Source organism: Crossiella sp. NPDC003009 (genome assembly GCF_053591555.1).
In genome coordinates, this window is the sequence record NZ_JBSFUA010000036.1 from 53,273 (window position 1) to 78,962 (window position 25,690).

Annotated in this window: 28 protein-coding genes; 19 read left to right on the forward strand and 9 right to left on the reverse strand. The window is 71.2% G+C overall.

All coding sequences use genetic code 11. The annotated features are described in order from the left end of the window. Nucleotides 1–5 precede the first annotated feature (5 nt). Nucleotides 6–2,081 carry a phosphocholine-specific phospholipase C gene (locus ACWDY5_RS29780; protein WP_449725457.1) on the reverse strand — a complete coding sequence of 692 codons (2,076 nt, stop codon included), beginning with the start codon at nucleotides 2,079–2,081 and terminating at the stop codon, nucleotides 6–8. A gap of 156 nt (nucleotides 2,082–2,237) precedes the next feature. Between ACWDY5_RS29780 and ACWDY5_RS29785 the strand changes: the two genes are divergently transcribed. The 8 genes from ACWDY5_RS29785 (at nucleotide 2,238) to ACWDY5_RS29820 (ending at nucleotide 11,487) form a co-directional block, all read left to right on the forward strand. Further along, complete coding sequence (locus ACWDY5_RS29785; protein WP_449725458.1) at nucleotides 2,238–3,047, forward strand: SAM-dependent methyltransferase; 810 nt, start codon at nucleotides 2,238–2,240, stop codon at nucleotides 3,045–3,047. Between the two features lie 5 nt (nucleotides 3,048–3,052). Then, nucleotides 3,053–3,847 (forward strand): SAM-dependent methyltransferase, encoded by a 795-nt coding sequence (locus tag ACWDY5_RS29790; RefSeq protein WP_449725459.1) that lies wholly within the window; start codon nucleotides 3,053–3,055, stop codon nucleotides 3,845–3,847. Then, entirely contained in the window at nucleotides 3,844–4,659 is an 816-nt protein-coding gene (locus tag ACWDY5_RS29795; RefSeq protein WP_449725460.1) for an SAM-dependent methyltransferase, read from the forward strand. The genes ACWDY5_RS29790 and ACWDY5_RS29795 overlap by 4 nt, the downstream gene beginning before the upstream one ends. Before the next feature lie 6 nt (nucleotides 4,660–4,665). Further along, the gene (locus ACWDY5_RS29800) at nucleotides 4,666–6,780 is read left to right on the forward strand and encodes a putative bifunctional diguanylate cyclase/phosphodiesterase (RefSeq protein ID WP_449725461.1); all 2,115 of its coding nucleotides are present in this window, start codon (nucleotides 4,666–4,668) and stop codon (nucleotides 6,778–6,780) included. Between the two features lie 193 nt (nucleotides 6,781–6,973). After that, nucleotides 6,974–7,351, forward strand: a complete 378-nt coding sequence (locus ACWDY5_RS29805; RefSeq protein WP_449725462.1) for a nuclear transport factor 2 family protein — start codon at nucleotides 6,974–6,976, stop codon at nucleotides 7,349–7,351. 180 nt (nucleotides 7,352–7,531) lie between these two features. Further along, nucleotides 7,532–8,623: a quinone-dependent dihydroorotate dehydrogenase gene (locus tag ACWDY5_RS29810; protein ID WP_449725463.1), complete on the forward strand. Its 1,092-nt coding sequence runs from the start codon at nucleotides 7,532–7,534 to the stop codon at nucleotides 8,621–8,623. Nucleotides 8,624–8,671: 48 nt separating this feature from the next. After that, a complete protein-coding gene (locus tag ACWDY5_RS29815) occupies nucleotides 8,672–10,228 on the forward strand; it encodes a family 10 glycosylhydrolase (protein WP_449725464.1) in 1,557 nt (518 codons plus the stop codon). After that, nucleotides 10,228–11,487: a C39 family peptidase gene (locus ACWDY5_RS29820; protein ID WP_449725465.1), complete on the forward strand. Its 1,260-nt coding sequence runs from the start codon at nucleotides 10,228–10,230 to the stop codon at nucleotides 11,485–11,487. Before ACWDY5_RS29815 ends, ACWDY5_RS29820 begins: the two co-directional genes overlap by 1 nt. Before the next feature lie 7 nt (nucleotides 11,488–11,494). Here the strand turns inward: ACWDY5_RS29820 and ACWDY5_RS29825 are convergent, their stop codons facing one another. Then, a complete protein-coding gene (locus ACWDY5_RS29825) occupies nucleotides 11,495–11,671 on the reverse strand; it encodes a hypothetical protein (RefSeq protein ID WP_449725466.1) in 177 nt (58 codons plus the stop codon). 139 nt (nucleotides 11,672–11,810) lie between these two features. On the opposite strand from ACWDY5_RS29825, the gene ACWDY5_RS29830 reads away from it, so the two are divergent. The 3 genes from ACWDY5_RS29830 to ACWDY5_RS29840 are packed head-to-tail and all read left to right on the forward strand — an operon-like array spanning nucleotide 11,811 to nucleotide 14,259. Continuing rightward, a complete protein-coding gene (locus ACWDY5_RS29830; protein WP_449725467.1) occupies nucleotides 11,811–12,665 on the forward strand; it encodes an ABC transporter substrate-binding protein in 855 nt (284 codons plus the stop codon). Next, nucleotides 12,662–13,513, forward strand: a complete 852-nt coding sequence (locus ACWDY5_RS29835) for an amino acid ABC transporter permease (RefSeq protein WP_449725468.1) — start codon at nucleotides 12,662–12,664, stop codon at nucleotides 13,511–13,513. The genes ACWDY5_RS29830 and ACWDY5_RS29835 overlap by 4 nt, the downstream gene beginning before the upstream one ends. Further along, complete coding sequence (locus tag ACWDY5_RS29840; protein ID WP_449725469.1) at nucleotides 13,510–14,259, forward strand: amino acid ABC transporter ATP-binding protein; 750 nt, start codon at nucleotides 13,510–13,512, stop codon at nucleotides 14,257–14,259. The genes ACWDY5_RS29835 and ACWDY5_RS29840 overlap by 4 nt, the downstream gene beginning before the upstream one ends. On the opposite strand, the gene ACWDY5_RS29845 is transcribed toward ACWDY5_RS29840, so the two are convergent. The 6 genes from ACWDY5_RS29845 to ACWDY5_RS29870 form a co-directional block, all read right to left on the reverse strand. Beyond that, nucleotides 14,256–15,407, reverse strand: coding sequence for a N(5)-(carboxyethyl)ornithine synthase (locus ACWDY5_RS29845; RefSeq protein WP_449725470.1), 1,152 nt, complete (start codon nucleotides 15,405–15,407; stop codon nucleotides 14,256–14,258). The two genes, ACWDY5_RS29840 and ACWDY5_RS29845, sit on opposite strands and share 4 nt — an antisense overlap. Before the next feature lie 2 nt (nucleotides 15,408–15,409). Then, nucleotides 15,410–15,568: a DUF6307 family protein gene (locus tag ACWDY5_RS29850; RefSeq protein ID WP_449725471.1), complete on the reverse strand. Its 159-nt coding sequence runs from the start codon at nucleotides 15,566–15,568 to the stop codon at nucleotides 15,410–15,412. 11 nt (nucleotides 15,569–15,579) lie between these two features. Further along, the gene (locus ACWDY5_RS29855) at nucleotides 15,580–15,729 is read right to left on the reverse strand and encodes an RGCVC family protein (RefSeq protein ID WP_449725472.1); all 150 of its coding nucleotides are present in this window, start codon (nucleotides 15,727–15,729) and stop codon (nucleotides 15,580–15,582) included. A gap of 122 nt (nucleotides 15,730–15,851) precedes the next feature. After that, on the reverse strand, nucleotides 15,852–16,352 hold the full coding sequence (locus ACWDY5_RS29860) for a hypothetical protein (protein WP_449725473.1): 501 nt from the start codon (nucleotides 16,350–16,352) through the stop codon (nucleotides 15,852–15,854). Between the two features lie 49 nt (nucleotides 16,353–16,401). Continuing rightward, the gene (locus ACWDY5_RS29865) at nucleotides 16,402–17,175 is read right to left on the reverse strand and encodes a M23 family metallopeptidase (protein ID WP_449725474.1); all 774 of its coding nucleotides are present in this window, start codon (nucleotides 17,173–17,175) and stop codon (nucleotides 16,402–16,404) included. Between the two features lie 264 nt (nucleotides 17,176–17,439). Then, nucleotides 17,440–17,916, reverse strand: coding sequence for a MarR family winged helix-turn-helix transcriptional regulator (locus ACWDY5_RS29870; protein WP_449725475.1), 477 nt, complete (start codon nucleotides 17,914–17,916; stop codon nucleotides 17,440–17,442). A 57-nt stretch (nucleotides 17,917–17,973) separates the two neighbouring features. Between ACWDY5_RS29870 and ACWDY5_RS29875 the strand changes: the two genes are divergently transcribed. The 3 genes from ACWDY5_RS29875 to ACWDY5_RS29885 all read left to right on the forward strand — a co-directional run bounded on the left by ACWDY5_RS29875 (nucleotide 17,974) and on the right by ACWDY5_RS29885 (nucleotide 20,862). Beyond that, nucleotides 17,974–19,059, forward strand: coding sequence for a serine hydrolase domain-containing protein (locus ACWDY5_RS29875; RefSeq protein ID WP_449725476.1), 1,086 nt, complete (start codon nucleotides 17,974–17,976; stop codon nucleotides 19,057–19,059). A gap of 37 nt (nucleotides 19,060–19,096) precedes the next feature. Next, on the forward strand, nucleotides 19,097–19,777 hold the full coding sequence (locus ACWDY5_RS29880) for a hypothetical protein (RefSeq protein WP_449725477.1): 681 nt from the start codon (nucleotides 19,097–19,099) through the stop codon (nucleotides 19,775–19,777). 89 nt (nucleotides 19,778–19,866) lie between these two features. Continuing rightward, nucleotides 19,867–20,862, forward strand: a complete 996-nt coding sequence (locus tag ACWDY5_RS29885; RefSeq protein ID WP_449725478.1) for a sporulation protein — start codon at nucleotides 19,867–19,869, stop codon at nucleotides 20,860–20,862. A gap of 261 nt (nucleotides 20,863–21,123) precedes the next feature. On the opposite strand, the gene ACWDY5_RS29890 is transcribed toward ACWDY5_RS29885, so the two are convergent. Then, on the reverse strand, nucleotides 21,124–21,876 hold the full coding sequence (locus ACWDY5_RS29890) for a thioesterase II family protein (RefSeq protein WP_449725479.1): 753 nt from the start codon (nucleotides 21,874–21,876) through the stop codon (nucleotides 21,124–21,126). A gap of 204 nt (nucleotides 21,877–22,080) precedes the next feature. On the opposite strand from ACWDY5_RS29890, the gene ACWDY5_RS29895 reads away from it, so the two are divergent. The 5 genes from ACWDY5_RS29895 to ACWDY5_RS29915 all read left to right on the forward strand — a co-directional run bounded on the left by ACWDY5_RS29895 (nucleotide 22,081) and on the right by ACWDY5_RS29915 (nucleotide 25,689). Further along, complete coding sequence (locus ACWDY5_RS29895; protein WP_449725480.1) at nucleotides 22,081–22,722, forward strand: hypothetical protein; 642 nt, start codon at nucleotides 22,081–22,083, stop codon at nucleotides 22,720–22,722. Between the two features lie 100 nt (nucleotides 22,723–22,822). Continuing rightward, nucleotides 22,823–23,389: a DUF3558 domain-containing protein gene (locus ACWDY5_RS29900; RefSeq protein ID WP_449725481.1), complete on the forward strand. Its 567-nt coding sequence runs from the start codon at nucleotides 22,823–22,825 to the stop codon at nucleotides 23,387–23,389. Nucleotides 23,390–23,523: 134 nt separating this feature from the next. Next, nucleotides 23,524–23,847 (forward strand): hypothetical protein, encoded by a 324-nt coding sequence (locus tag ACWDY5_RS29905; protein ID WP_449725482.1) that lies wholly within the window; start codon nucleotides 23,524–23,526, stop codon nucleotides 23,845–23,847. After that, entirely contained in the window at nucleotides 23,840–24,427 is a 588-nt protein-coding gene (locus ACWDY5_RS29910; protein ID WP_449725483.1) for a DUF3558 domain-containing protein, read from the forward strand. The genes ACWDY5_RS29905 and ACWDY5_RS29910 overlap by 8 nt, the downstream gene beginning before the upstream one ends. Before the next feature lie 17 nt (nucleotides 24,428–24,444). Next, nucleotides 24,445–25,689 carry a PPE domain-containing protein gene (locus tag ACWDY5_RS29915; RefSeq protein WP_449725484.1) on the forward strand — a complete coding sequence of 415 codons (1,245 nt, stop codon included), beginning with the start codon at nucleotides 24,445–24,447 and terminating at the stop codon, nucleotides 25,687–25,689. Nucleotide 25,690 lies beyond the last annotated feature (1 nt).

Consider the following 25,690-nt stretch of genomic DNA (forward strand, 5'->3'; position numbering starts at 1 on the left):
GCGGCTCAGCCGCTGGTGCTGTCGCGGCCGTTCTCGATGTGGCCGCACAGGCGGCGGTGGAAGCCGCCGTCGCCCTGGACGCGGATGGTGAGGTCGTACCAGCCGCGGGTGGCGGCGGCCGAGTGGTGCACGGTGCGGCTGGACGAGGGCGCGACGCGGATCTTGCGGCCGTCCAGGTCGAAGGTGAGCGGGGTGCTGCCGGTGTTGCGCAGGGTCAGGCGGAGCAGGCGGGAGATGGCCGCGACCTCGCTGGTGACCTCGGCGGCCGAGTTCTTGTCGCCGCCGAACTCGCGGCGGAAACCGTTGGGGCCCAACAGGGTCAGCCGGTAGGACGAGCCGGCGAGCGGGACCGCGTCGGTTTTCGCGCCTGCCACGTCGTAGTGCCGGGGCACCGGGAACTCGCCGCCGTAGGAGTGCAGCGACAGGTGCGCGCTGGCCCGGCCGGAGTTGGTCAGGCGCAGCAGCAGGTGGGTGCCGGTGGCGTCCAGGGTGGCCGTGGCGTCCGGCTGGTAGGGCAGCGGGCGAGCAGGGCGGGTGCCTGGTTCGGGGGTGGGCAGGACGCCCTTGGCCGGGGGCGACGGACGCCAGCGGGAGATCGCGGGCGGGGTCTTGACCGGCTGCGTGGGCACCCGGCCCGGACGGCTGCCGTGGAAGTCGAAGACCGAGGTCAGGTCGCCGGTGACGGTGCGCCGCCAGGTGCTGATGTTGGGTTCGCGGACGCCGAGCCAGGTCTCCAGGAAGCGCAGCACCGAGGTGTGGTCGAAGACCTGGGAGTTGACGTAGCCGCCGACCGTCCACGGGGACACGATGGTCGCGGGCACCCGGAAGCCCAGGCCGATGGGCAGGCCGTCCACGAACTCGTCCGCGGTGCCCGGCGGCGGGACCGGCGGGGGCACGTGGTCGAAGTAGCCGTCGTTCTCGTCGTAGTTGATGATCAGCGCGGTGTGCCGCCACACCTCGGGATCCGAGGCCAGCGCGTCCAGCACCTGGTAGGTGATCCCGGCGCTGGCCGCCGGCGAGGACGCGCCGGGGTGCTCGGAGTCCAGCGCCGAGGGCACCAGGTAGGACACCTCCGGCAACCGGCCCGCGGCGATGTCGGCCCGCAGCGAGGCGGCCAGCTGACCGGTCGGCACCCGGTGCAGGCCGCGGTCGTAGAGCGCGCGCTCCTCGGCGGTCAGCGTGGCCACGCCCTTGGCCAGCAGGTCCAGCAGTCGTTGCCGCTCAACGGGTTCGGCCTTGCGGACCTTGCCGAAGAAGGTGTCCATGCTCTTGAAGTCACCGGCCGGCGCCAGCGCCTTGCGCGCGATCGCCTTGAAACGACTGAAGAACTCCAGCGCGTTGTCCTGGAAGTTGTCCCACTCCTGGTACACCTGCCAGCTGCGCCCGGCCAGCTGCAGGCGTTCCGGGTAGGTGGTCCAGTCGTACCCGGGGTGCTTGTCCTCGTCGTAGGCCCAGTTGCGCACCGCGCGGCGCTGCTGGTTCGGCGGCGGCTCGAAGCCGACCGTGCCGCTCATCAGGTACATCCGGTTCGGGTTGGTCGCGCCGAAGACCGAGCAGTGGTAGGCGTCGCACAGGGTGAAGGTGTCGGCCAGCTCGTGGTGGAACGGGAGGTCGGCGCGGTCGTAGTAGGCCATGGTGGCCGGGGACTTCGCACCGATCCAGCCGTCCAGCCTGCCCTGGCCCCAGGCCTTGTGCCCGCCGTCCCAGTCGTGGTCCAGGTCGCCGATGTAGTGCACCGCGTCCCCCGGCCGCTGGCTGTCCTTGGCCGCCTGCCGCACCGAGAACGGCAGCACCGGCTCGCCACCGGCCCTGGGCTGGGCGAAGACCGAGCCGCCACCGGGCAGTTCGAGCGCGTTGCGGTCGCCGAAGCCGCGCACCCCGCGCAACGTGCCGTAGTAGTGGTCGAAGGCCCGGTTCTCCTGCATCAGCACCACCACGTGCCGCAGATCGCGCAGGCCACCGGCGGGAGCCGGCAGGGCGAGCGCGCGGTGCAGGGACGGCGGCAGCAACGAGCCGAGTGCGGCGGCGCCGAGAGTGGCGGCTCCGGTGGTGAGCACCCGGCGGCGGGAGACAGCGGTCATTCCGCCAACCTCACCCGGCGGACGTTCGTTGGGTAGAGGCGAAGGGATGACCATCGAGTGAATGAATGGCCTGCGCCGCGCCGGTCAGTACACTCACCGCTACGGACCGGGCGCACTCGGTTCCGTTCGGTCACCGGTGTCAGGGGAAGGTGAGCCGTGGAGCAGCGGCCGAGCTGGGTGCCGAAGGAAGTCGATGTGTCCAAACCGAGCGCGGCCAGGGTCTACGACTACTTCCTGGGCGGCAGCTACAACTTCGCGGTGGACCGCGCCTTCGCCCAGCAGCTGCTCTCGGTCGCGCCCACCATGCCGATGGTGTGCAGGCAGAACCGCTCCTTCCTGCGCCGCGCGGTGCAGTACATCCTCGGCCACGGCGTGCGGCAGTTCCTGGACATCGGCTCCGGCCTGCCCACCACCGGCAACGTGCACGAGATCGCCCAGGCGGCCTACCCGGACGCCAAGGTGGTCTACGTGGACAACGAGCCGGTCGCGGTGGCGCACAGCGAGTTGATGTTGAAGGACAACGACAGCGCGACCATCCTGCACGCCGACGTGCGCGACCCGGACTGGATCCTCAACGCCCCGCAGACCAGAGCCCTGATCGACTTCGACCAGCCGGTGGCGCTGCTCATGGTGGCGCTGCTGCACTTCGTGCCCGATGCCGACGAGCCCGCGGAGTTCATGCGCCGGTACCGGGAGGTGCTCGCGCCGGGCAGCTTCCTCGCGCTGTCGCAGGGCACCGAGGAGCGGCAGCCGCCGCAGGTGCACGCGGTGCGCGACCTGTACAACCAGCGGGCCAACCGGGTGACCACCCGCACCAGCGCGGAGATCACCGCGTTCATGGGCGACTTCGAGATCGTCGAGCCCGGCCTGGTGTTCACCCCGGAGTGGCGGCCGGAGTCACCCTCGGACGTGCCGGACGAGCCGGAGCTGGCCGGGTTCTACGCGATTGTGGGGCGCAAACCGTGACCGTGGTGGACCGTCGGCTGTGGGTGCCGACCGAGGTGAACGTGGACGCGCCGAGCGCGGCCAGGGTCTACGACTACCTGCTGGGCGGCAACTACAACTTCGCCGCCGACCGGGCCTTCGCGCAGCAGGCCATCGCCATCCACCCCGGCCTGCCCATGGTGTGCCGGGAGAACCGCTCCTTCCTGCGCCGCGCGGTGCGCTACTGCGCGGACAACGGGATCCGGCAGTTCCTGGACATCGGCTCCGGCCTGCCCACCTCCGGCAACGTGCACGAGGTGGCGCCGGAGGCCAGGGTGGTCTACGTGGACAACGAGCCGGTCGCGGTGGCGCACAGCCGGATGATGCTGCGCGGCTCGGCACGGGCCGCGATCGTGCACGCCGACCTGCGCGACCCGGACACGATCCTGAACGCGCCGGAGACCAGGCGGTTACTCGACTTCGACCAGCCGGTCGGGCTGCTGATCGTGGCCGTGCTGCACTTCGTGCTGGACACCGAGCTGGTGAAGTCCGTGCTGGCCCGCTACCGCGAACGGCTGGCGCCGGGCAGTGTGCTGGTGCTCTCGCACGGCACCCTGGAGGAGCAGGCGCCCTCGGCCAGGAAGATCCAGGAGCTCTACAACCGCAGCCCCAACAAGGTCATCACCCGCACGAGGCAGGAGTGCGTCGAGCTGATGGACGGATTCGAGATCATCGAGCCCGGTGTGGTGTTCACCCCGCTGTGGCGGCCCGAGCCGCTGGCCGAGCGCCCGGAGCGCCCGCAGGACGCGGGCTGGTACGGCATGGCTGGCAGGCTGCTATGACCGAGAACCCGAGGTCGAGCTGGGTGCCCCAGGGCGTGGACGTGGAGCGCCCCAGCGCCGCGCGCATCTACGACTACTACCTCGGCGGTGGCTACAACTTCGAGTCCGACCGGCAGTTCGCCCGCAAGGCCATCGCGCTGCTGCCCAGCCTGCCGATGATCGCCCAGCAGAACCGGGTGTTCCTGCGGCGGGCGGTGCGCTTCTGCGTGCAGAACGGGATCCGGCAGTTCCTGGACATCGGCTCCGGCATCCCGAGCGTGGGCAACGTGCACGAGGTGGCCCAGCAGATCAACCCGGAGGCCAGGGTGGTCTACGTGGACAACGAGCCGGTCGCGGTGGCGCACAGCCGGATGATGCTCTCCGGCGACCCGCGCACCGCGGTGGTGCAGGCCGACGTGCGCGACCCGGACTCCATCCTCAACGCCCCGGAGACCAGGGCGCTGATCAACTTCGACGAGCCGGTCGGGCTGCTGATGGTGGCCCTGCTGCACTTCGTCCCGCCTGCCGACGAGCCCAAGGCGTTCCTGGCCCAGTACCGGGACGCGATCGCGCCGGGCAGCTACCTGGCCCTCTCGCACGCCACCCTTGAGCACCAGCCCGCGATCACCGAGCAGGTCCGGCAGCTGTACGAGAACAGCCAGAACCCGATGACCTCGCGCACCAAGGCCGAGCTGGAAGTGCTCTTCGACGGGTTCGACCTGGTCACGCCGGGTATCGTGTTCACCTCGGCCTGGCGGCCGGAGAGCCCGGAAGAGGCCGGTGACGACCCGGAGCGGTCGGTGATCTACGCCGCGGTCGGGCGACGGCGGTGACCGTGGATGGCTGACCACGCGGCGTTCGCCAGGGCCTGGACCGCGCAGGTCTACGGCACCAGCTTCGTCTCGATGTCCCGGCCGGAGACCGAGCACTTCCTGCTGGGCCTGACCGACCGGCTGGTCGCCGCGCTGACCGCGGACCCGTTCAGCGCGGTGCCGGCCGCGCAGGTGGCCGAGGACCTGGTCGCCGCGCACTACACCGGCCCCACCGTGCTGGACCGGACGTTACGCCTGGTCGGCGACCAGCTACTGTCCACAGTGGACTTACCCGCGCACGGCGAGCTGCCGGGCCGGGTGGTCGCGCTGATGGCCGCGCTGGCCGCCGGGTACGCCGATGCCTTGCGCGAGCGCACCTTCGACGAGCAGGAGACCATCAAGCGGGCCGTGCTGCGCGCCCGCGACGACGCCGAGACCGCCTTGCGCGCCAGCGACGCCCGGTTCCGCGCGGTGTTCTCGGTCTCCCCCATCGGCATCGCGATCACCGACCTGCACGGGCGGATCGTGGAGGCCAACGGCGCGCTGCAGGAGATCCTGCGCAGCCCGGCGACCGCGCTCACCGGCTGCACCCTGGCCGAGCTGGTGCACCCGGACGACGCGGCCGCGCTGACCCGGTGCGAGGCCGACCTGGAGCGCGGCGAGATCGAGCTGTACCGCACCGAGAAACGCTTCCTGCTGCCCGACGGCGACCTGGTGTGGGCCTTCCTGTCCGTGGCGCTGATCCACAACGCCCGGGGCCTGCCGACCTACCGGATGGCGATGGTGGAGGACATCTCCCAGCGCCACCTGCTCTACGAACAGCTGCGCAGGCAGACCCTGCACGACCAGCTCACCGGCCTGCCCAACCGGGCCAGGTTCACCAGCGCGGTGGACGGCCTGCTCGCCCAGGCCGGGCCGAACGCCCGGGTGGCGCTGTGCCTGTTCGACCTGGACGGGTTCCGGGTGGTCAACGGCGGGCTCGGGCCGGTGGTGGGCGATGAGGTGCTCAAGGAGGTCGGCGGCCGGATCAGCGACGGCGTGGCCGCGGAGCCGGAGTCGCTGGCCGCCTACCTCGGCGGGGACCGGTTCGCGGTGCTGCTGCCCAGGAGCTCCGGCGCGCAGGCCGCGGTCGCGCTGACCGAGCGGGTGCTGACCTCGATCGGCGAGCCGATCCAGGTGGTCGGGCACCGGCTGACCGTCTCGGCCAGCGCCGGTGTGGTGGAGCGCCCCGCAGCAGGGGTGCGCACCCCGGACCTGTTGCGCGACGCCGACCTCACCCTGCACTGGGCCAAGACCGACGGGCGCGGGCAGTGGACGCTGTTCGACACCGAGCGGGCCCGGCGGGAGCGGGTGCGCTACGAGATGGCCACCACCATGGCGCTGGCCATGGACAACGAGGAGTTCTACCTGGAGTTCCAGCCGGTGGTGCGGCTGCGCGACGGCCTGGTGCGCGGGGTGGAGGCGCTGCTGCACTGGGACCACCCGGAGCTGGGTGTGCTGGTGCAGGACGACTTCTGCGAGCTGGCCGAGGACATCGGCCTGATCGTCCGGCTGGGCCGCTGGGTGCTGCGGGAGGCCTGCGCGCAGGCCGCGGTCTGGTCCACCGAAATGGGTGAGCGGGCGCCCGCGGTGAGCGTGAACCTGTGCCCCCGGCAGCTGCGCGACGCCGACCTGGTGCGCGATGTGCAGACCATCCTGCGGGACACCGGGCTCGCCCCGGACCGGCTGTGGCTGGAGATCCCGGAGAGCGCTGTCCCGGTGGAGGCCACCGAGGCCATCGAGACGCTGACCATCCTGGCCGAGATGGGCGTGGAGATCCTGCTGGACCGCTTCGGCAAGTCCCCCGCCGACCCGGCCCACCTGCGCAACCTGCCGCTGCACGCGGTGAAGGTGCACCGGGTCCCGCTGGCCGGCCCCGGCAACGGCGCCGACCCGGCGCGGGAGCGGATGGTCGCGGACCTGATCGCGCTGGCGCACGTGCTGGAACTGCCGGTGATCGTGGCACACGTCAGCGACGCCGAGCAGGTGCGGCGGCTGACCGAGCTGGGCTGCGACGCGGCCCAGGGCCCCTACTTCGGGGTGGCCGGCACGCCGGAGGACGCGCGGGCGCTGCTGTCCGGGCAGTCCCCCAGCCGAGGTTGAGTAGTTCCCCGCTGTGCCGCGCCGCCGGTCTCGGCGAGTATTTGCCGCAGACGACGCGCCCGGACCTCAGGGGGAGGGCGATCATCAGGGGGATCCGGCGCGGGGAGGCGCCGGTCAGGGGGTGATCCGGTCGGGCGCGTCGTCTATGGGGGCTCGTTGTCCGCTCCGCTGCCGAAGCTGGTGAAGTAGGCGCGTGAACGCTGTGCACAAGCGGACCGTCCAGGACTTCCTCAACCTGGCCTTCAACTACAAGCGCCCGGCGGAGGCCTTCGCCAGGCACGTGCACCCGGACTACGTCCAGCACAACCCGCACGCCCCGGACGGCGCCGCCGCCTCGGCCGCGCACCTGACCGACTTCGTCGCCCGGTTCCCCGCACTGAGCCTGGAGATCAAGCGGGTCTTCGCCGACCGGGACCACGTGATCACGCACTGCCACCTGAAGCTGACGCCGGAGAGCAGGGGCACGGCCATCGTGGACATCGTGCGGCTCTGGGAGGGGCGGATCGTGGAGCACTGGGACGTGGCGCAGGAGGTCCCTGAGCAGGCCGCGAACAGCAACACGATGTTCTAGGGCGTGTCCGCCGGGTCACGTTTGCGAGAGTCGTGATCGGTTCGGCCGCTGGTGGTGCGGCCGGGACGCCCTCATACCGGGTGTATTCGGGTGTTCCGGCCGCGCCGCCAGCGGCCGAACCGGCGCGGCTATCGCGGGCGTGACCCGGCGGACACGCCCTAGGACCTAAGCTGGGCACTCGTGCTCTACCGACTGATCCTCACCCTGGTGCTGCGGCGGTTCGACGCCGAGCGGGTGCACCACCTGAGCTTCGGCGCGCTGAAGCTGCTGACCGCGATTCCCGGGGTGCTGCCGCTGGTGCGCCGCCTGCTCGCGCCGAGGGACCCGGCGCTGCGGACCAGGGTGCTTGGGCTGGACCTGCCGGGGCCGCTGGGGCTGGCCGCCGGGTTCGACAAGGACGCCACCGGGCCGGACGCGCTGGCCGCGCTGGGTTTCGGGTTCGTGGAGATCGGCACGCTCACCGCGCACGCCCAGCCCGGCAACCCGAAGCCGCGGCTGTTCCGGCTGTTCGCCGACCGGGCCATCGTGAACCGGATGGGCTTCAACAACGGTGGCGCGGCGGCCGCGGCCCAGCGGCTGCGGGCCAGGCGGGCACGTGGGCAGTCCGGGGTGGTCGGGGTGAACATCGGCAAGACCAAGGCCACGCCCGAGGCTGAGGCGGTCGGCGACTACGTGACCAGCGCGAAGCTGCTGGCCGGGGTCGCCGACTACTTCGTGGTCAACGTCAGCTCGCCCAACACGCCCGGTCTGCGCAACCTCCAGGCCGTCGACCAGCTGCGGCCGCTGCTCACCGGGGTGCGGGCGGCGCTGGACGAGGCGGGCCGGCGGGTGCCGCTGCTGGTCAAGATCGCGCCGGACCTCTCCGACGAGGACGTGGACGCCCTCGCCGACCTGGCGCTGGAGCTGGGCCTGGACGGGATCATCGCGACCAACACCACCATCGGCAGGGACGGGCTGGCCAGTCCCGCCGCCGAGGTGGCGCGGGCCGGGGCCGGTGGGCTGTCCGGGGCGCCGCTGAAGCAGCGGTCGCTGGCCGTGCTGCGGCGGCTGCGCGCACGGACGGGTGACCGGCTGGTGCTGGTCTCGGTTGGCGGCATCGAGTCGGCCGAGGACGTGTGGCAGCGGCTGCGCGCCGGTGCGAGTCTGGTGCAGGGCTACACCGGCCTGATCTACGGCGGCCCGCTGTGGCCGTGGCGGATCCACCGAGACCTGTCCAGGAGGCTGCGTGCCAGCGGTTACCGCTCCCTCGATGAGGTGGTTGCGCGCGACTGACCCGGTCAGCGGTTTACAAGGTCGGGCCGGTTCTTGAAAATCACCGGCATGCTCCGCCTCCTGCGCATGCTCCTGTGCCTGCTGCTGGTGGCGCCGCTGCTGGCCTCCGGACCGGCGGGCGCGACCGCGCCTGCCGCCTGCCCGGAACCCGCCCAGCCCAAGCGGCAGCTGCGCGGGCTGTGGATCGCCAGCGTGTCCAACATCAACTGGCCGTCCCGGCCCGGCCTGTCCGTCGGACAGCAGCAGGACGAGTACCGGCGGCTGCTGGACCGGGCCAAGCAGCTGCGGTTCAACGCGGTGTTCGTGCAGGTCCGCCCGGCCTCGGACGCGTTCTACCCGTCCACCCTGGAACCGTGGTCGCAGTACCTGACCGGGACCCAGGGCCAGTCCCCCGGCTACGACCCGCTGGCCTTCCTGATCGCCGAGGCGCACGCCAGGGACCTGGAGTTCCACGGCTGGTTCAACCCGTACCGGGTGAGCACCCAGCCCGATCCGGCCAAGCTGGTGCCCAGCCACCCCGCCCGGGTGAACCCGGACTGGGTGATCCGCTACGGCAACGGGCTGGTCTACAACCCCGGCCTGCCCGCGGTCCGCGCGCACGTGCGCAACGTGATCAGCGATGTGCTCGGCCGCTACGACCTGGACGGCGTGCACTTCGACGACTACTTCTACCCGTATCCGGTGGCCGGTCAGGAGTTCCCGGACGAGGCTGCCTACCGCCAGCACGGCGCGGGCTTCCCGGTGAAGGCGGACTGGCGGCGGGACAACGTGAACCGGCTGATCAGGGAGATCGGCGAGCAGATCGGCGCGAGCAAGCCCTGGGTGTCCTTCGGGGTCAGCCCGTTCGGCGTGTGGCGGGACAAGCGGCACGACCCGACCGGCTCGGAGACCACCGCGGGCGTGCACAACTACGACGACCTCTACGCCGACACCCGGACCTGGATCCGCAACGCCTGGATCGACTACGTGGCGCCGCAGGTGTACTGGAGCATCGGCTACCCGCCCGCCGCCTACGACAAGCTGATTCCCTGGTGGGCCAAGGAGGTCGAGGGCACCGCGGTGTCCCTCTACATCGGACAGGGCGCCTACAAGATCGGCACCAGCAACCCCGCGGCCTGGACCGACCCGGAGGAGATGCCCAAGCACCTGGCACTCAACCGGTCGCACCCGCAGGTCGGCGGCGACATCTACTACAACGTCAACAGCGTGTTCGCCAACCCGCTGGGCTTCGCCGACCGGCTCAATGCCGACCAGCACCGCTATCCCGCGCTGGTGCCGGTCCGCGGCACCGTCCCCGGCACCGCGCCCGGCGCGCCGGCCGGTGTGCGCGCCGATCCGAACTCCGGCGGCGGTTACAAGCTGAGCTGGCAGGCCACCGCGGGCGCGAGCACGTACGCGGTGTACCGGCTGCCCGGACACCAGTCCGTCACCGAGTGCTCCACCGCCGACCCGGCCACCCTGCTGGGCACCACCCGCGAGAAGTCCCTGCTCGACGCGGGCGCGCCGCACGACCGCCGGTTCACCTACCTGGTCACCGCCCTGGACCGCACCCACCGGGAGAGCACGCCGCGCCCGGTCTGGGTGCCCGCCTTCTGGGAGTTCTGATGCGCCGATTCTTCGTTGCCCCACTGGCCGTGTTATGCGCTCTGCTCGCGGCTCCCGCCTCGGCCACCGCCGGAAAGTCCACCATGACCGACTTCCATGCCTGGCAGTCCGTGCACGACTTCCACCAGGGCGCCAACGAGGGCACCGCGGCCACCCCGAACGGGCTGACCATGGCCAAGCCCGCGGGCACCACCGGCTACGCGGACCCGCACACCGGGAAGACCCAGCAGTTCGAGTACGCCCGCTGGACCTCCTCCAGGCGCGCGCTGTCCTTCCCCGCCACCGAGCTCATCGCCTCCTGGAACGCGAGCACCCCGGCCGAGACCTGGTTGCAGGTGGAGCTGCGCGGCCGCGGCGGATCGTCCACTGTGGACAGCAAGTGGTACGTGATGGGCCGGTGGGCCTCGGCGGACTCGCTGATCAAGCGGACCACGGTGCCGGACCAGGGTGACGCCAACGGTTCTGTGGACGTGGACACCTTCAAGGCCACCACCCCGTGGACCTCCTACCAGCTGCGGGTGACGCTGTACCGGATGCCGGGCGCGAAGTCCGCCGCGCAGGTGACCAAGGTGGGCGCGATGGCCTCGGCCATCCCGGACCGGTTCATCGTGCCGACCAGCGGGCCGGGCGGGGCCTGGGGCATGGAGCTGCCGGTGCCGCGCTACTCGCAGAACGTGCACCGCGGCAACTTCCCGGAGTACGGCGGCGGCGGTCAGGTGTGGTGCAGCCCGACCTCCACCCAGATGGTGCTGGAGTACTGGGGCCGCAAGCCCTCCGCCGAGCAGATGTCCTGGATTCCGCAGGGTTACACCGATCCGAGCGTGGCCTACGCGGCCAGGCACAACTACGACTACGACTACCAGGGCACCGGCAACTGGCCGTTCAACACCGCCTACGCGGCCTCCTTCGGGCTGGCCGGGCACATCACCAGGCTCAGCTCGCTGACCGAGCTGGAACGCTACATCCGGCAGGGCATCCCGGTGATCACCTCGCAGTCGTTCCTGGCCTCCGAGCTCGACGGCGCGGGCTACGGCACCACGGGGCACATCATGGTGGTGGTCGGGTTCACCCGCACCGGCGACGTGATCGCCAACGACCCGGCCTCGCCGAACAACCCGGCGGTGCGGCACGTGTACAAGCGGGCGCAGTTCGAGAACATCTGGCAGCGCACCAAGCGGTACCGGGCCGACGGCTCAGTGGCCGGCGGCCCGGGAGGCATCGCCTACGTCATCCATCCGCGCTGGCTGCCATTGCCGTGACGCACGGTCAGGGCCGGTAGTGACCGCCACCGCCGCCCCGGCCGCGGCCGGTCAGGCGGGCGAACAGGCGCTGGAGCTTGGCCCGGTTCTTCGGCTTGGACGCCTGCGTGCGGGCCTGGTGGATCAGTCGTTGGCCCTTCGGGCTGGAAGCGAACCGGGCGAGCTTGGAGAACAGTCCGGCCATCTCAACTCCTCAAGTTCAGCGGTCGGGTGTTCCCGGTTTACCCGAACGAGCGATGTCCGAATCGCCGGAAACGTGTCCGCCCATTGGAACGTACGCATGGCTGCTCCAGTTCCCGGCGGCGCTGCGGTTAGATGCGCGCATGCGCGTTTCCCTCCTCGCCGCCACACTGGCCCTCGCCGTGGCCGCCACCGCCTGCGCCCCGGCTGACCAGGGCGGATCGCCCGGGGCCAGCGGTCCCTCGGACTGCGCCAAGGGCTCGCTGAAGACCGTGGCCGCGGGCAAGCTCACCTTCGGCACCGACGAGCCCGCCTACGAACCGTGGTTCACCGGCAACGACCCGGCCAACGGCAAGGGCTTCGAGTCCGCGGTGGCCTACGCCGTGGCAGGCAAGCTCGGCTTCGCCAAGGAGGAGGTCAGCTGGGTGCGGGTGCCGTTCAACGCGGCCATCCAGCCCGGCCCGAAGACCTTCGACGCGGACCTGAACCAGTTCTCCATCACCGACGAGCGGCGCAACGCGGTGGACTTCTCCGCCCCGTACTACACCGTGCGCCAGGCCGTGGTGGCGCTGAAGGAGTCCCCGGCGGCGACCGCGAAGTCGGTGGCCGAGCTGGCCGGGTTCACCCTGGGCGCACAGGTCGGCACCACCAGCTACGACGCGGTGACCAACCAGGTCAAGCCGAAGAAGCAGGCCTCGGTCTACAACACCAACGACGACGCCAAGCAGGCCCTGCGCAACAACCAGATCCAGGCGCTGGTGGTGGACCTGCCGACCGCGTTCTACATCACCTCGGCGGAGATCTCCGAGGCGGTCATCGTCGGCCAGCTGCCCGCGGGCGGCGGCAAGCCGGAGCAGTTCGGCGCGGTGCTGGACAAGGGCAGCGCGCTCACCGGCTGCTTCACCAAGGCGGTGGAGGCGCTGCGCGCGGACGGCACGCTGGCCAAGCTGGAGCAGGAGTGGCTGGCCGCGGCGGGCAAGGCGCCGGAACTCTCGTGACCACAGTGGAACCCAGCTCGATCCAGCGGGAACGCCTGGCATACCAGCGATCCCGCCGCCGCAAGTCCACTGTGGTCGCTTTGCTGTCCACAGTGGTCTTCGCGGTGGCGGCCTGGCTGACCATCACCAGCGCGCCGGGCTGGCCACGGGTCCGGGACTCGTTCTTCAACTACGAGGCCGCGGTCAAGGCGCTGCCCACGGTGCTGGACGGTTTGTGGCTCAACATCAGGGTGCTGGTGGTCTGCGAGGTGCTGATCCTGGCGCTGGGCCTGGCGGTGGCCGCGCTGCGCACGCTGCGCGGCCCGGTGTGGTTCCCGCTGCGCGCGCTGGCCACCGGCTACGTGGACCTCTTCCGCGGCCTGCCGCTGATCATCGTGCTGTACCTGGTCGGTTTCGGCCTGCCCGGCCTGCGGCTGACCGGCATCCCGAACGAGCCGGTGATCCTGGGCTCGATCGCGCTGGTGCTGGTCTACTCCGCCTACGTGGCCGAGGTCTTCCGCGCCGGCATCGACTCGGTGCACCCCTCGCAGCGCGCCTCGGCCCGCTCGATCGGGCTCACCCACGCCCAGACCATGCGGATCGTGGTGCTGCCGCAGGCGGTGCGCCGGGTGCTGCCGCCGCTGCTCAACGACTTCGTGGCGCTGCAGAAGGACTGCGGCCTGATCTCGGTGCTCGGCGCGGTGGACGCGGTGCGCGCGGCGCAGATCTCCTCGGCCACCGCCTACAACTTCACCCCGTACGTGCTCGCCGGGCTGCTGTTCGTGCTGCTGGCGGTGCCGTCGGGCCGACTGGCCGACTGGGCGAGCGCGCGGGCGGCGCGCCGGCAGTCCGGCGGAGGTGTGGCATGAGCGAACCCGTGCTCCGGGTGCGCGACCTGGTCAAGCGCTACCACGGGAACCCGGTGCTGGGCGGGGTCGACCTGGACGTGGCCGAGCACGAGGTGGTGGTGCTGATCGGCGCCTCCGGCTCCGGCAAGTCCACCCTGCTGCGCTGCGTGAACCTGTTGGAGGAGCTGGACGACGGGCAGATCCTGCTCGACGGCGAGGACATCTCGCACCCGCGCACCGACCCGGATGTGGCCAGGCGGCGAATGGGCGTGGTGTTCCAGGCGTTCAACCTGTTCCCGCACCTGTCCGTGCTGGACAACGTCACCCTGGCGCCCAGGGTCGTGCACAAGGTGGACCGGGCGCAGGCCGAGGAGCAGGCGCTGGCGCTGCTGGCCAGGGTCGGCTTGGCGGACAAGGCGAGCAGCTACCCGGACCGGCTCTCCGGCGGCCAGCAACAGCGGGTGGCCATCGCCCGGGCCCTGGCCTACGAGCCGCGCCTGCTGCTGCTGGACGAGATCACCAGCGCCCTCGACCCGGAACTGGTCGGCGAGGTGCTGTCCTTGGTGCGCGAGCTCGCCGGGCAGGGCCGCACGCTGCTGATGGCCACGCACGAGATGGGCTTCGCCAAACAGGTCGCCGACCGGGTCTGCTTCCTCGACGGCGGCGTCGTGCTGGAACAGGGCCCGCCGGAGCAGGTGCTCGGTGATCCGGTCGAGCCCCGCACCCGGCAGTTCCTCAGCCGCATCATCGCGGCCGGACGGCTTTAGGCCGCCCCTGGCAGGACCTGGTGCGGGTAGTCCGCCGACCGGTGCTGGAAGGACAGGATGTCCGGGTTCTGGATCACGCCGTCGCGGATCTCGATGGCCCGCCGCAGGATGGCATCGCCCTCCCAGGCTTCCGGGCCGTCGAGCACGGTCGCCAGGTGCGGCAGCACCGCCTGGCTGATCTCCCAGGTGGCCGAGTTCCACAGGTGCGAGGGGCTGTGGTCGACGCCGTAGTAGTGGATGTTGTCGCCCACGGTGAACATGGGCTCGGTGAACGTGGTCGGCCGGGCCCAGCTGAACCCCATGCCCTCGTCGCAGGAGACGTCCACGACGAGCGTGCCGGGGGCCAGGGCGGGCAGGTCCGCCTCGGCCAGGAAGGTCAGCGGCGCGTCGATGCGCTGCAGCACGCAGTTGACGATGATGTCGTGCTCGCCGAGGAACTCCGCCAGCGGCACCCGGCCCCGGTCGGCCAGCACCTGGCTGCTCCGGGGATCGCCGTTGTGCTCCAGGTGCTTGATCCGCGCGGAGTGGATCGGTGAGCCGACCGCGGTGACCCCACGGCCGGTCAGCACGGTCACCTCGTGCACGCCGTGCGCGTTGAGCGCGGTCACCGCGCCGCGCGCGGTCGCGCCGAAGCCGATCACCACCGCCCGCAGTCGCCTGCCGTAGTCCCCGGTGCTGCCCCTGAGCTGCATGGCGTGCAGCACCGAGCAGTAGCCGGCCAGCTCGTTGTTCTTGTGGAAGACGTGCAGGCTGAACCCGCCGTCGGCGGTCCAGTGGTTCATCGCCTCGAAGGCGATCAGGGTCAGCTTGCGGTCCACCGCGAGCTGGGTGATCTCGGTGTTCTGCACGCAGTGCGGCCAGCCCCACAGCAGCTGGCCCTCGCTCAGCGCGGCGACGTCCGCCGGCATCGGCTTGAGGTGCAGGATCCCCTCGCATTCGGCGAGCAGCTGCTCCCGCGAGCGCAGCCCGCCGACGTAGGGCGCGAGCGCCTCGTCGGAGACGCCGAAACCGGCGCCGTAGCCGCGCTCCAGGAAGATGTTCTCCCGGAGCGCGGCATCGATCTGCCGCAGATGGGCGGGGTGGATCGGCAGCCTGCGCTCATTTTCCTTGGTCGAGCGCGCCAGCACACCGAGGTTGAGCCGGGCCACGCTCAGCGGACGGTCTCGGCGATGTGGTCCATCGCGTGCAGCACGTGCGCGGCCAGCTCGGTGGCGTCCTTCTCGTTGAGCTTGGAATTTTCCCGCAGCGTGTTCTTGACCAGTTCGATCCGGCGGTCGTAGCGGGACATGGGGGTGATGGTGGTGGTCATGGGGAGTTCTCCTAACCCGGGCAGACACAACCTCGGTTGAGTCCGCTGCTCGCGGACGCCGCGCAGTACCGCGCGGCGATCTGGTCGTGGTCGTGCCAGGCGTGCGGGCAGGCGAGGCAAACCGGCTCATCGCCGGTGGCCATACGTGGATCCGAACTCATCCCGGCGCTCCCGCCTCCGGCCAGCGAATGCCAGCCGGGAATCGTGGTGCGCCCAAGGCGGCGTCAGCTTGATTGCCTCCGCGCGACATACCCTCGGTAACAACAACCTTACCCGGTAGTTGCTAGATCCGGGTCAGCGCCTCACGCAGGCTGCGGGTGAGGCCCTGCGGGGAGAGCTCCTTGGTGAGGTCGTTGAGGCACTGGCACTCCGCCGGCGGCCGCTGCATGCGCACACAGGCATAGACGCCGAGCACCTGGAGCGCCCGCGCGGTGGCCAGCCTGCCCTGCTCGCCGGGCAGGCGGCAGCCGCGGCGCATCCGGTTGGCGATCTTGCGCTCCACCGACCACCGGCCGGGCAGGAACCCGCCAGCCCTGGCCGCGGCCCGGCGGAACACGTTGGCCGAGAGCAGCCTGCGGGACTGCCGGGCCAGACGGCGGCAGCTGGCCGGGCGCAGGCCGAACTGGAACGAGGTCCACAGCTGCTGGCCGGCCAGCTCGATGGTGCGGCGGCGCACCAGGCGCTTCCACTCGGCGGTGGCGATCACCGCGACCAGCTGCTCGGCCTGGGCGTCGGACAGTGGACGCGCGCGATGCCGCGCACGTCCACCGCCCACCCGGATCATGGTCCGAGACTGCTACGAACCCAGGGGCTCTCACCAGCCGCTATCGGGGTTAGAGGCGAATGCCCCGTTCGGCCAACCAGGTGCCGGGGTTCACCTTTTTGCCGCCTGGCGCCCACACCTCGAAGTGCAGGTGCGGTCCGCTGGACTGGCCGCGGTTGCCCATGGTCGCGATCTGCTGCCCGGCCTGCACCTTCTGGCCCGCGCGGACCATGGAGGCGTTGATGTGGCCGTAGACGGTGATCGTGCCGTCGTTGTGCTGCACCCGCACCCACAGGCCGAAGCCGCTGGCCGGGCCGGACTCGACCACGGTGCCGTCGGCGGCGGAGAGGATCGGGGTGCCGATCGAGTTGGCGATGTCCACGCCGTAGTGCATGGTGCCGCCGCGCATGCCGAAGTTCGAGGTGAACCGGCCCTCGGCGGGCCGGACGAACTCGCCGCCGGGCTTGCTGGCGGACTTGGCCGCCGCGGCCGCGGCCCGCTTGGCCGCCTCGGCGGCGACCTTCTCGGCCTCCGCCTTGTCCGCGTCGGCCTTCGCCTTCTCGGCCTCGGCCTTCGCCTTCTCGGCTTCGACCTTCTCCGCCTCGGCCTTCTGAGCGGACTGGCGCTCGTCGGCGATCCGCTCGGCCTTGGCCAGCTTGGCCAGTTCGATGCCGGGGTCGGTGGTCACCGCCCTCGGCAGGACCTCGGGGGCCGATCGGGCGACCCCGGCGAAGTTCGCCTGCAGGTCGGCCTGCTCGGGGTTGGCCTCCGAGGTCGAGGAGGTCATCAACTGGAACGGGCTGCCCACCACGACCGTCGTGGTCAGTGCGGCGGCAGCCGCCATCGTGCTTCCGCGCCACTTCGGGGTGGTGGCGCGGGCTCTATGTCGAGCCACAGACTCGTTGCCTTTCCGTCTCGGGGAGCCCGGTCGAGACACCCGGCGGGGGATCCGGGTCTGTGGCGGATTCGGGGTCCACCACAGGTTGTCTCGCGTGACCGAACCGTGACGTTCGGCCGGGACGGTAACCACCAGCGATAACGGGAAGCAAGCTTTAGGGGTTCAAAGGGCGAAGTTTGGTGACAGATACCACTGGGTAACCACGGAGGGTCAGGTCCCGTGTATGGACCGCAACCGGCGCGCGGTCAGCTCAGCCAGCGCCCCGGTCTCCGCCGCCAGCCTGCGCAACCCGGACAGCACCGCCTCGGCCGCGGCCGGGCCGAGAATCTCCTGGTACTGGGCCCGAAGATCAGCTCGCGCGGTGCGGGCCGCCTCGATCGCGCCGAGGCCCCGCTCGGTCAGCTCGACCACCCGGCCCCGCTGGTCTCCCTCGTCCACGCTGCGCCGCGCGTAGCCCAGCCGCGCCAGCTCGTTGACCGTCTTGGACACGCCCTGCGGGGTCATGCCGAGCTTGGCCGCCAGCTCGGAGATCCGCGCCGGACCGGGGATCAGGTGCTGGAACAGGTAGCCGTGCGCCTGCCGCAGCCCGGTGAACCCGGCCGCCTCCACCCGGCGGCGCACCTCGGCGTCGGCGGCCGCGGACAGCGCGGTGAACAGCAGCACAAGATCGTCGGCCGGGTCGAGCACGGCGGTCCCTCCGAAAATTACGAAACCATGGTTGCGTAACTGTGGTTGACTAGTTGCATGGAGCTTACGGTCAACGGCCACTGCGATCCGGCCTTCGCCGCGGTGCGGGAGGCGTTCGCGGCCGGGTTCGCCGAGGGCGAGGACCTGGGCGCGGCGGTGTCGGTCCGGGTGGACGGGCGCACCGTGGTCGACCTGTGGGGCGGGCCCTGGCGGCGGGACACCGTGGTGAACCTGTTCTCGGTGACCAAGGGCGTGCTCGCGGTGTGCGCGCACCGGCTGGTCGAGCGCGGGCAGCTCGACCCCGAAGCCCCGGTGACCCGGTACTGGCCCGAGTTCACCGCGCCGGCCACGGTCGCCGACCTGCTTTCGCACCGAGCCGGACTGCCCGCGCTGCGCGCCACCCAGCCGCCGGGCGCGCTGTTCGACTGGGCGCACCTGACCGCCGCGCTGGCCGCCGAACAGCCCTGGTGGGAGCCGGGCACCGGGCACGGCTACCACCCGGTGACCTGGGGCTGGCTGGTCGGTGAGGTGCTGCGCCGGGTCTCCGGCCGCACCCCGCGCGAACTGGTCGCCGAGCTCGGCCTCGACCTGCACATCGGCCTGCCGCTCGCACAGGCCCACCGCGCCGCACCGATCACCGCCGCGCCACTGGTCCCGCCCGGCCCCGGCGAGCCCGGCGGCGAGCTGCTGGCCGCGCTGGCCGATCCCACGTCGATGGCCGCGCTCGCCTTCGTCAACCCGCCCGATCTGCTGACCCCCGATCTGGTGGCCGACCCGCGCTGGCGGCAGGCGGAGATCCCGGCCGCCAACGGCCACGGCAACGCCCGCGCGCTCGCCGAACTCTACGGCGGCCTGGCCTGCCAGGACCTCCCGGGCGCCGTTGAGGAGCGCTCAGCGGGCCGGGACGCGGTGCTGCTGGGGCACACCAGGTTCAGCCTCGGTTTTATGCTCCCCGGCGAGCTCAGGCCGTTCTCCCCCGGTCCACGGGCCTTCGGGCACCCCGGCGCGGGCGGCGCGCTCGGGTTCGCCGATCCGGACGCCAGGCTGGGCTTCGGGTTCACGCCGGACCGGACCATCACCACGTTGCACGGCGCGGACCCCCGGTGGCGGCGGCTGGTACCGGCGGTTTACGCCTGCTTGTGATGTTGTGGGCCACGCGCGTGCCTGCCAGGGTGGGCGCGTGGACTGGAACGCCCCGCTGGACAACTACTGCGAACGCGTGGCGCCCGGTCTGTGGGGCGAACCGCTCAACGCGGTCAGCAACGCCGGGTTCGTCATCGCCGCGTTCGCGCTGTGGTGGCTGATGCGCCGCCGGTCCGCACCGGCCAGCCTGCACACGCTGGCCGCGCTGCTGCTGCTGATCGGCCTGGGCAGCCTGGCCTTCCACACCTTCGCCAACGGCTGGTCGGTGCTGCTGGACGTCGGCTTCATCGCACTGTTCATCCACTTCTACGTGGTCTGCTTCCTGCACTGGTTCTGGGGCCTGAAGTGGCAGTGGGCCTGGCTCGGCGTGCCCGCCTACCTGGTCATCGGCCAGCTCATCTCGCTCACCCTCGGCAGGCTGGTCGGCGGGGGCGGCGGCCAGTACCTGCCCGCGCTGATCACCATGATCGCCTTCGCGGTCGCCCTCGGCCTGCACCGGGACCCGGCGCTGCGGCCCTACCGGAAGTGGTTCAGCCTGACCGCGGGGCTGTTCGCGGTCTCGCTGTTCCTGCGCACGGTGGACGGCCCGGTGTGCGGCCAGTTCGTCATCGGCACCCACTTCCTGTGGCACCTGTGCAACGCGGGCGTGCTGTTCCTGGTCGCCTACGCCCTGCTGCTGCGCTGGCGCGAGGTGAACGAGCGTCGAACTCTCCAGTGAACCACCGAAGCCGGGAACGCGTCGTTCGTCCCGTTCGTTGGCCTTACGCTGAGCAACTCAATCCTCACAGGGAATAAGGACGGTTACTGGTGTTCAAACGGATGCTCCAGGCTTTCGGCGTTGGCGGGCCGACCGTGGACACGGTGCTCCACGACCCGAACTGCCGGCCGGGCGGGCAGCTCTCCGGTGAGGTCCGCCTCGCGGGCGGCAGCCACGACGTCGACATCGAACACGTGACGCTGTCCCTGGTGACCCGGATGGAGGTCGAGCACGGGGACAGCGAGCACAACGCCGTGGTCGAGTTCTTCCGGGTCGCGGTGGCCGGCCGGTTCCAGCTGCGCGAAGGCGAGCAGCGCAGCATCCCGTTCCAGCTCCCGGTGCCGTGGGAGACCCCGGTGACCCTGGTCGGCGGCGCGCCGCTGCGCGGCATGTCGGTCGGCGTGCGCACCGAGCTGTCCGTGGCCAAGGCCGTGGACAAGGGCGACCTGGACGCGGTGCACGTGCACCCGCTGCCCTCCCAGGAGGCCGTGCTGGACGCCTTCGGCCGCCTCGGTTTCCAGTTCAAGAACGCCGACGTCGAACGCGGCCACCTGCACGGGGTGCGCCAGGAGCTGCCGTTCTACCAGGAGATCGAGTTCTTCCCGCCGAGCCAGTACGCGGGCCGGATCAACGAGGTCGAGCTCACCTTCGTGGCCAGCCCCGGCGAACTCGCCGTGGTCCTGGAAGCCGACAAGCGCGGCGGCCTGTTCCGCAGCGGCGGCGACGCCTTCGGCCGCTTCCACCTCAGCCACCAGGAAGCCGAGCGCACCGACTGGGCCGCGCACATCGACGGCTGGCTGGGCCAGGCCGCGGGCCGGATGGCCCAGCACTACGGCCAGCAGCCCGGTTACGGCCACCAGCAGGGCTACGGCCACGGCGGCGGCCACCAGCAGCACTACGGCGACCACGACGACCACCGCCGCGGCGGTGGCGGGATGGGCATGGGCGGCATGGTCGCGGCCGGTGCCGCCGGCGTGGTCGGCGGTTTTGTCGCGGCGGAGATGATCGACGAGGTGGGCGACTTCTTCGGCGGCGACGACGAGTGACTGTGACATTGGCGCGCTCCGCGCGCGGGATTTTTCGCTCTTGAGTCGCCTCGTCACGCATCCGCCGCACGCGAAGCAAGCTTCGGTGCGTCGGACGCGCGACAAGGCGACGCGAAAAATCAACCCCACCGCGGTGTGAAGAGCCCGGCGTGTCGCTGGCGCGCCACGCCTCTTTCGCAACAGGTGGGCGCGTGTCTTCTTTCGCGAGCTGTTGGGTCAGGTTGAGGGGCGGTCCTGTGTGGACCGTCCCTTTTCCTTGTCTCAGGCCAAGTTCGCGCTGGTTATGGCTGCCATGTGGCGGGGCAGCTGCTGCCACACCTCCGGGGTGTAGAAGTGCGCGCCGGGGAGCTCGTCCGCGCGGAAGTCGCCGGTGGTCATCTCCTGCCAGCGGCGTGCGCCCGCCCGCGTCACCGGGTCCTGGGCTCCGATCAGGGCCTGGACCGGGATGTCGAGCGTGGTTCCCGGTTTGTAGCGGTAGGTGCCGTGCAGGGCCAGGTCCGCGCGGAACGCGGACAGCACCACCTGGGCCAGGTCCTCGTCGGCCAGGATCTCCTCCGGGAGCGTGCCGTACTCCCTGATCCAGGCCAGCAGTTCGGCGTCGGCGTGCCGGGCCACTGGACCGGTGTCGCCGGTGAAGCGCAGGTACGGCGGGGCGTGGTGGCCGGAGACGACCAGCGCGGACGGCGCCACGGGCGTGTCCGCCAGGCGGACCGCGGTCTCGAAGGCGACCAGGGCGCCCATGCTGTGTCCGGCGAGCACGTACGGCAGCCGGGCCGCCGAGCGCACCGCGGTCACCACGTCGGCGACCAGTTCCGCGAAGTCGGCGGGCATCGGCTCGGTGAACCGGCGTTCCCTTCCCGGGTAGCAGATCAGCACCAGCTCGGTGTCCGCCGGCAGCGCCTGCGCCCACGGCCGCAACGGCGCGGTGCCGCCGCCCGCGTAGCTCAGGCCGATCAGCATCCGGGTGGCGTCCGGGCGGGGCAGGGGCCGCGCCACTGAGGTCAGTCCGCTCATCGTCCCAGCACATTACGGGCCGCCCGCCTTGATGCGGACGCCGCGCTCCCCTGCGGACGACACCGGCGTTCCGAGGGTCAGCCGTCAGACCGATTTGTGCCGCCGCGCGTCGACGACCGCCGCGCCGCTGGGTACACCTTGGCCGACAGCTTGGACAACGGGACCCGGTCCCTCATCCCCGCAGTGGAGAGAAGAGCGTTGACAGTGAAGCTTCCGGCACGCCTCGCGGGTGTCGTGCTCGCCGGATCCGTGGCCATCGCCGCCGGCGGTTGCGCCGTGGTCAACAAGGTCACCGAGACGGTGGAGAGCCAGTCCGACGAGTTCGGCCCCGAGATCACCGCGATCGACCTGACCAACCTGGTCGGCACCATCAAGATCACCGGCGGCGACCGGTTGGTGGTGAAGCGGGAGCTCACCCAGCAGACCACCCGCAAGTCCCAGGCCGAGGTGGTCAAGGAGGGCGGCACCCTGCGGCTGACCGGCACCTGCGCCGGCGCGGGCGGTGACTGCGCGGTGGACTGGGACATCGCGCTGCCGGGCGGCGTCACCGTGAAGGTGGTCAACAAGACCGGCAGCATCACGCTGAACGCGGTGGCGGCCAAGGAGATCGAGGCCAGGACCAAGCTCGGCGAGGTCGTGGTGGGCGCCACCGGCGAGTTCGACCGGCTGGCCGCGCACACCGAGGGCGGCGAGGTCACCGTGACCGTGCCGGGCGGCCGGTCCTACCAGGTGACCACGAAGGTCAAGGAGCGCCTGGGCAAGGCCACCGTCGAGGTGCCGAACGGGCCCGGCCCGCGCATCGAGGTGGGCTCCGACCGCGGCGACGTCACGGTGAGGCACACCTGAGCGACCCGCCCGCACGCGCTGCCTCAGCACACGTTCGGTAATCTACACGGCACGCAGAGTCCGGATCCGGACCGGACCGCGCAAGCGCCAGGAGACCCCCGTGCCCGCCGTGTTCGCCAGCCGCCCGCTCGTCGCCGTGACGATCGCCGCTCTCGCCCTAGGCCTGGCGGGTTGCGGCAGCTCCACCGCGGACCCCGGCACGAACAACGCCCCGGCCCGCCCGCGCGAACTGGCCTTCGACAACGTCAAGCCCTGCGCGCTGCTGTCCCAGCCGCAGCAGACCGAGCTCGGCGTCGACCAGCCCGCCGAGGACGGCACCAGCCCCACCTTCAACGCCCCCAGCTGTGTTTTCGTCAGCCACAAGGAGAAGGTCAGCCTGTCGGTGGTCCTGGTCGGCGACCGCGGCATCGCCGAGTTCGGCCCCGGCAAGGCCACCGGCCAGACCGACCCGGTCACCGTCGCTGGTTTCCCCGGCTTCCGGATCCGCACCGACCAGCCCGCGGGCGAGCAGTTCTGCACCGTCCACCTGGACGCCGCCCCGAACCGCGTGCTGACCGCCGCCTACAACGAGGAAGGCCGCGACAAGCCCCTCGCCAAGGACGAGGTCTGCCAGCGCGCGACCAAGGTCGCCGAGGCCGCGGTAGGGACCCTGACCAGCGCTAAGTAGTTGCACGTCACCCGAACGAGTGGAGTCGCCCGAGCAGGCTGAACAGGCCGGTGAGGGTCGTTTGCCGCAGCTACGATCTGAGATGAGCTGATCTCAGGGGGTAGTTGAAAGTGGCACCACAAGGCAGCGTCTCGGTGGACGGCATGAAGATCGACCTGGCCCAGGTCCCGGCCGCGATCCAGCTGTACCAGCAGACCAAGGACCGGATGTTCGTCCTCGCGCGCAAGGCGCAGACGGACCTCCAGATCCAACCCATGGGCAATGACGACGTCAGCAAGGACGTCGCGGCCGAGTTCAACGCCAAGAACCTGCAGAGCACCGGCTCGGTGTACGCGGCGGTGGTCGCCTTCCAGGCACGCCTGGAGACGATCATCGAGCAGCTCACCGCCGTGCAGCAGCAGTACCGCCTGTCCGACGAGGGCAACCGGGGGAAGTTCCAGGGAGACGCGCGTGGCTGACCGCCGCATCCTGATCGCCGCCACCACCGCCTCGCTCGCGCTCGGCCTGGCCGCGTGCGGCGGGGGCAACGCCGAACCGGGCACCAGTTCAACGGCGCAGTCGAGCACGAGCACCTCCCCGGCCACACCGGCCCGGCCCAAGGCGCTCAACCTCAACGGCGTGCGGCCGTGCGAGCTGCTGACCAAGGAGCAGCAGGCTCCGTTCGGCATCGATCGTCCGCTCCAGGCCGGGCACAGCGACACCTTGAACGCCGACGACTGCAACTTCATCAACGACAAGGAGAAGGTCGGCTTCGTGCTGACCGCCATGACGAAGGAAGGCGTGGAGCGGTTCGCACCTGGACAGGTCACCGGTGAGGTGCGCCAGGTCGCCGTTTCCGGCTACTTCGCCTACGAGGTGTGGACGCCGAGCATGCCGGGCAACGAGTTCTGCACTGTGCAGGTCGACGTCGCCGACGGCCAGGTGCTCCGCTCGCACTACAGCGAGAGCAACCGGAAGCAACCGCTCGGCCGGGCCGAGCTGTGCAAGCGCGCCGCCCAGGTCGCCGAAGCCGCGGTGGCCACGCTGTCGAAGAAATAGCAACAGGGGGAACCATGATGAACTCGTTGGACGTGTGCCGGAACTGGATGGCCGTCCCGCACCAGAAGCTCTACAACGACCTGCACCAGGGCCGCGGCCCCGCCACTGCCGAACCCGCCAAGCGGGTCCAGGCCGAGCTGGCGCAGGGGTTCTTCGACGCCGTCAACGACCTGAAGACCGGCCTGAGCAAGCTCGGCGGGGTCTGGCAGGGGCAGGCGGCGGACAACGCGCAGGCCGCGATCGGTGGGCTGGGGCCGTGGCTGGAGCTGGCCAGGACCGCGGTGGAGAACACGGGCAAGGCGACCGGTTCGCAGGCGGATGCGTTCAGTGCGGCCAAGACGGCGATGCCGAAGCCGGTGGAGGTGAAGTCCGGGGAGGACTGGGCGCCGGTCAAGGGGGTCAAGAACTTCTTCGGGGTCAAGACCGATCGGCAGGAGGAGGAAGAGGCGGCCAAGGAGGCGCACATCCGGGCCGCGCAGGTGATGTCGACCTACTCGACCTCCTCCAGCGCGAACGTGCGGGCCTTGCCGACGATCGCCGAGCCGCCGCTGGTGGCGGTGGACGAGCAGGTCACTCCGCCGCCGCCGGGGCCTGGTGGCGGGCGGCGGCCGGCGGGGGCGCCGACCCGGCGTGGTGGTGGCGGGGGTGACGACCAGAGCTATCCCGGTGGGGTTGGCAGCGGCCGGGATGGGACCGATCCTGTTGGGCCGCAACCGCAGGAGCCAAGGGAGCCGCAGCGGCCAGACCAGCCGACGGGTGACCGGCCGACGGGTGACCGGCCGGTGGGTGATCGGCCAGTGGGTGACCGGCCCGGTGGTGTGGAGGATCCGACCAGGGTGGCGGCGGTGACGCCGAGCCAGTACTCGCCGGTGCCGACGCAGGGTGCGGCGAACGTGCCGGGGAACTTCGGTCCGACCGGGGGCGGTGGCGGGACCGGCGGGGGTGGGTTCGGCGGGGGTTTTGTCGGTGGTGGGTTCGGCGGCAGTGGCAGTGGTGGCGGTGCTGGGTCCGGGACCGGGAACCAGGTTGGGCGGGGTGGGGCGGCCGGGGTTGGTGGCTCGCCGCAGGTGCCCGCCTCGCGGACCGGGTCGCCGGGGGCCGGGCGGGCCGGGCAGTTCATGCAGCAGGCGGCGCCTGCCGGGGCGGCGCGGCCCGGCGAGGAGGACGAGGAGCACGAGAACCAGTACGTGCTCGACTCCGACGAGATCTTCGTCGACGATCGGCTGGTCGCGCCGCCGGTCATCGGCGAGCACCAGGAGTAGG

Excerpts from the sequence above, each read along its gene's own strand:
- ACWDY5_RS29815 (WP_449725464.1), top strand. The coding sequence starts at position 8,672 with ATGCTCCGCCTCCTGCGCATGCTCCTGTGCCTGCTGCTGGTGGCGCCG.
- ACWDY5_RS29865 (WP_449725474.1), bottom strand. The coding sequence starts at position 17,175 with ATGGCGGCTGCCGCCGCACTGACCACGACGGTCGTGGTGGGCAGCCCG.
- ACWDY5_RS29820 (WP_449725465.1), top strand. The coding sequence starts at position 10,228 with ATGCGCCGATTCTTCGTTGCCCCACTGGCCGTGTTATGCGCTCTGCTC.
- ACWDY5_RS29915 (WP_449725484.1), top strand. The coding sequence starts at position 24,445 with ATGAACTCGTTGGACGTGTGCCGGAACTGGATGGCCGTCCCGCACCAG.
- ACWDY5_RS29795 (WP_449725460.1), top strand. The coding sequence starts at position 3,844 with ATGACCGAGAACCCGAGGTCGAGCTGGGTGCCCCAGGGCGTGGACGTG.
- ACWDY5_RS29890 (WP_449725479.1), bottom strand. The coding sequence starts at position 21,876 with ATGAGCGGACTGACCTCAGTGGCGCGGCCCCTGCCCCGCCCGGACGCC.
- ACWDY5_RS29875 (WP_449725476.1), top strand. The coding sequence starts at position 17,974 with ATGGAGCTTACGGTCAACGGCCACTGCGATCCGGCCTTCGCCGCGGTG.
- ACWDY5_RS29855 (WP_449725472.1), bottom strand. The coding sequence starts at position 15,729 with ATGAGTTCGGATCCACGTATGGCCACCGGCGATGAGCCGGTTTGCCTC.
- ACWDY5_RS29850 (WP_449725471.1), bottom strand. The coding sequence starts at position 15,568 with ATGACCACCACCATCACCCCCATGTCCCGCTACGACCGCCGGATCGAA.
- ACWDY5_RS29830 (WP_449725467.1), top strand. The coding sequence starts at position 11,811 with ATGCGCGTTTCCCTCCTCGCCGCCACACTGGCCCTCGCCGTGGCCGCC.
- ACWDY5_RS29800 (WP_449725461.1), top strand. The coding sequence starts at position 4,666 with ATGGCTGACCACGCGGCGTTCGCCAGGGCCTGGACCGCGCAGGTCTAC.
- ACWDY5_RS29825 (WP_449725466.1), bottom strand. The coding sequence starts at position 11,671 with ATGGCCGGACTGTTCTCCAAGCTCGCCCGGTTCGCTTCCAGCCCGAAG.
- ACWDY5_RS29840 (WP_449725469.1), top strand. The coding sequence starts at position 13,510 with ATGAGCGAACCCGTGCTCCGGGTGCGCGACCTGGTCAAGCGCTACCAC.
- ACWDY5_RS29780 (WP_449725457.1), bottom strand. The coding sequence starts at position 2,081 with ATGACCGCTGTCTCCCGCCGCCGGGTGCTCACCACCGGAGCCGCCACT.
- ACWDY5_RS29860 (WP_449725473.1), bottom strand. The coding sequence starts at position 16,352 with ATGATCCGGGTGGGCGGTGGACGTGCGCGGCATCGCGCGCGTCCACTG.